Consider the following 2647-nt stretch of genomic DNA (forward strand, 5'->3'; position numbering starts at 1 on the left):
GCCGGGCTGCTCATCGCCGCCCGCGCGCTCCTGGGCTTCTTCGGCGCCATGCTGATGCCGTCGACGCTCTCCCTCCTGCGTTCGATCTTCCAGAACCGCGACCAGCGCCGCATGGCCATCGCGGTGTGGGCCTCGGCGTTCTCCGCCGGGTCGGCGCTGGGCCCGATCGTGGGCGGCATCCTCCTCGAGCACTTCGCCTGGGGATCGGTCTTCCTGATCGCCGTTCCCGTGCTCATCCCGTTGCTCATCGCCGCGCCGCTGCTGGTCCCGGAGAGCCGTGACCCGAACCCGGGGCGGATCGACCTGATCAGCATCGCGCTGTCGATGGCGACCATGATCCCGGTGGTCTACGCGATCAAGTCCCTGGCGGTGGACGGCCCGAGCCTCACGGCCGGCGCGTGGGCACTGCTCGGCTTCGGGATGGGCTACCTGTTCGTCCGTCGCCAGTTGCGGGTGAAGAGCCCGATGCTCGACATGGCGCTGTTCCGTCGCGGTTCGTTCTCCGGAGCGATCCTGGTGAACCTGCTCAGTGTCGTCGCACTCGTCGGCTTCCTCTACTTCGTGTCGCAGCACCTGCAGCTCGTCCTCGGGCTGTCACCGATGATGGCCGGTTTCGCACTGGTCCCCGGCATGCTCGCGATGATCGTCGCCGGGCTCTCGGTCGTGCCGGTCTCGCGTCGGGTGCCTCCGCACATCGTCATCCCCGCCGGGCTAGCGTTCTCGGTGGCCGGATACCTCATCGTGGCGTTCACGACGCATGAGCACGGTGTCCTGCCGCTCGTGGTGGCGTTCGTGGTGCTCGGCATCGGCATCGGCGCGGCGGAGACGATCTCCAACGAGCTGATCCTGTCGAGCGCTCCCGCGGCCAAGGCGGGGGCGGCGAGTGCCGTTTCCGAGACCGCGTACGAACTGGGCGCCGTGCTGGGCACGGCCGTCCTTGGCGGCATCATCACCGCCTTCTACCGCGGGGCGCTCGTGCTTCCGGAGGGGCTGCCTGCCGACGTCGCGCATGCGGCGGGCGAGACGCTCGCCGGTGCCTACACCGCCGCTCAGGAGCTGCCCGATCAACTCGGGACCGCGTTGTGGGATGCCGCAGCCTCGGCGTTCGGCTCCGGCGTGATGGTGACGTCGCTCATCGGTGCGGGGCTCGTGGTCGTCGCAGGCGTGATCGCCGCCGTCACACTGCGCAAAGCCCCCTCGCACTGACCAGTACGCTGGGAGGACCGGCTCGTTCGCCCCGCGGCGGGCGTGGGCTGGTCCATCCCCGTGCAGTGCGCAAGGAGTCTCATGTCGCGTGTCGTGAAGCTGGCCGTCATCCCCGGTGACGGCATCGGTCCCGAGGTCATCGCCGAGGCGGAGAAGGTGCTCGACGCCGTCACCGCCGACAGCGGAGTGGTCTTCGACAAGACCCGCTTCTCGCTCGGTGCCGGCCGTTTCCTCGACACGGGGGAGACCCTCACCGATGACGACCTCGCCGCGATCGCCGCGAACGACGCGATCCTGCTGGGCGCGGTCGGCGGAAAGCCGGGCGACCCGCGTCTCAAGGACGCCAACATCGAGCGCGGTCTGCTCCTCAAACTGCGCTTCACGCTCGACCACTACGTGAATCTGCGGCCGTCCAAGCTCTTCGCCGGCGCCCCGGGCCCGCTGTCCGACCCGGGTGAGATCGACTTCGTCGTGGTGCGTGAAGGCACGGAGGGGCCGTACGTCGGCAACGGCGGCGCGATCCGCGAGGGGACACCGCAGGAGGTCGCGAACGAGACCTCGGTGAACACCGCCTTCGGCGTGGAGCGCGTGGTGCGCTACGCCTTCGACCTCGCCGAGCGCCGCCGCAAGAAGGTCACGCTCGTGCACAAGACCAATGTGCTCGTGCACGCGGGGGCCATCTGGCAGCGCATCGTGAACGAGGTGGCAGCCGAGCACCCCGACGTCGTCGTCGACTACCTGCACGTCGATGCCGCCACGATCTTCCTGGTCACCGATCCCTCGCGCTTCGACGTGATCGTGACCGACAACCTGTTCGGCGACATCCTCACCGACCTCGCCGGTGCCGTCACGGGCGGCATCGGTCTCGCCGCGTCGGGGAACATCAACCCCGATGGCGCCTTCCCGTCGATGTTCGAGCCCGTGCACGGCTCGGCACCCGACATCGCGGGGCAGCAGAAGGCCGATCCCACCGCTGCGATCCTCTCGATCGCGCTGCTGCTGGACCACCTCGGCCTCACCGAGGAATCCGCACGTGTGAGCGCGGCGGTCGAGGCCGACATCGCCGCCCGCACCGCGGCTCGCACGACGGCGGAGATCGGCTCCGCGATCACTGCACGCCTCTGACTGCAGGCGTAGGCTGAACGCGCGCGAGGATGCGCCCACCCACGAGGAATGGATGATGAGATGACGACCATCGATGCCGAGGCGACCGTGGCTCCCCTGGAGTTCGCCGTCACGAAGAACCTGACCGCAGCGTCGCCCGCACGGCTGGCCGAGGTGCTGGAGAACCCGGGCTTCGGCGTGGTCTTCACCTAGGACAGGCCGACCGACGGCGCCGGCCCCGCACCAGGCGCAGGGACAGCCATGTCGTAGCTCCAGGTGAACGCTCCGGTCTGCTCTGCGACATCCCACGTCGACGAGGACTTCAGTGGCGTGGCCG

3 protein-coding genes are annotated in these 2647 nt (G+C 69.2%); all 3 read left to right on the top strand.

Annotated elements, in window-relative coordinates; all coding sequences use genetic code 11:
* On the top strand, positions 1-1206 hold a 1206-nt coding region (locus KZA10_RS11920; protein WP_218682984.1), incomplete at its 5' end, for an MFS transporter.
* A gap of 81 nt (positions 1207-1287) precedes the next feature.
* A complete protein-coding gene (locus KZA10_RS11925) occupies positions 1288-2331 on the top strand; it encodes a 3-isopropylmalate dehydrogenase (protein WP_218682985.1) in 1044 nt (347 codons plus the stop codon).
* Between the two features lie 60 nt (positions 2332-2391).
* Positions 2392-2523 carry a hypothetical protein gene (locus tag KZA10_RS11930; RefSeq protein WP_256934779.1) on the top strand — a complete coding sequence of 44 codons (132 nt, stop codon included), beginning with the start codon at positions 2392-2394 and terminating at the stop codon, positions 2521-2523.
* Positions 2524-2647: the final 124 nt, after the last annotated feature.

Origin of the sequence: Microbacterium sp. BF1, from assembly GCF_019279095.1 — a bacterium.
GTDB lineage: Bacteria > Actinomycetota > Actinomycetes > Actinomycetales > Microbacteriaceae > Microbacterium > Microbacterium maritypicum.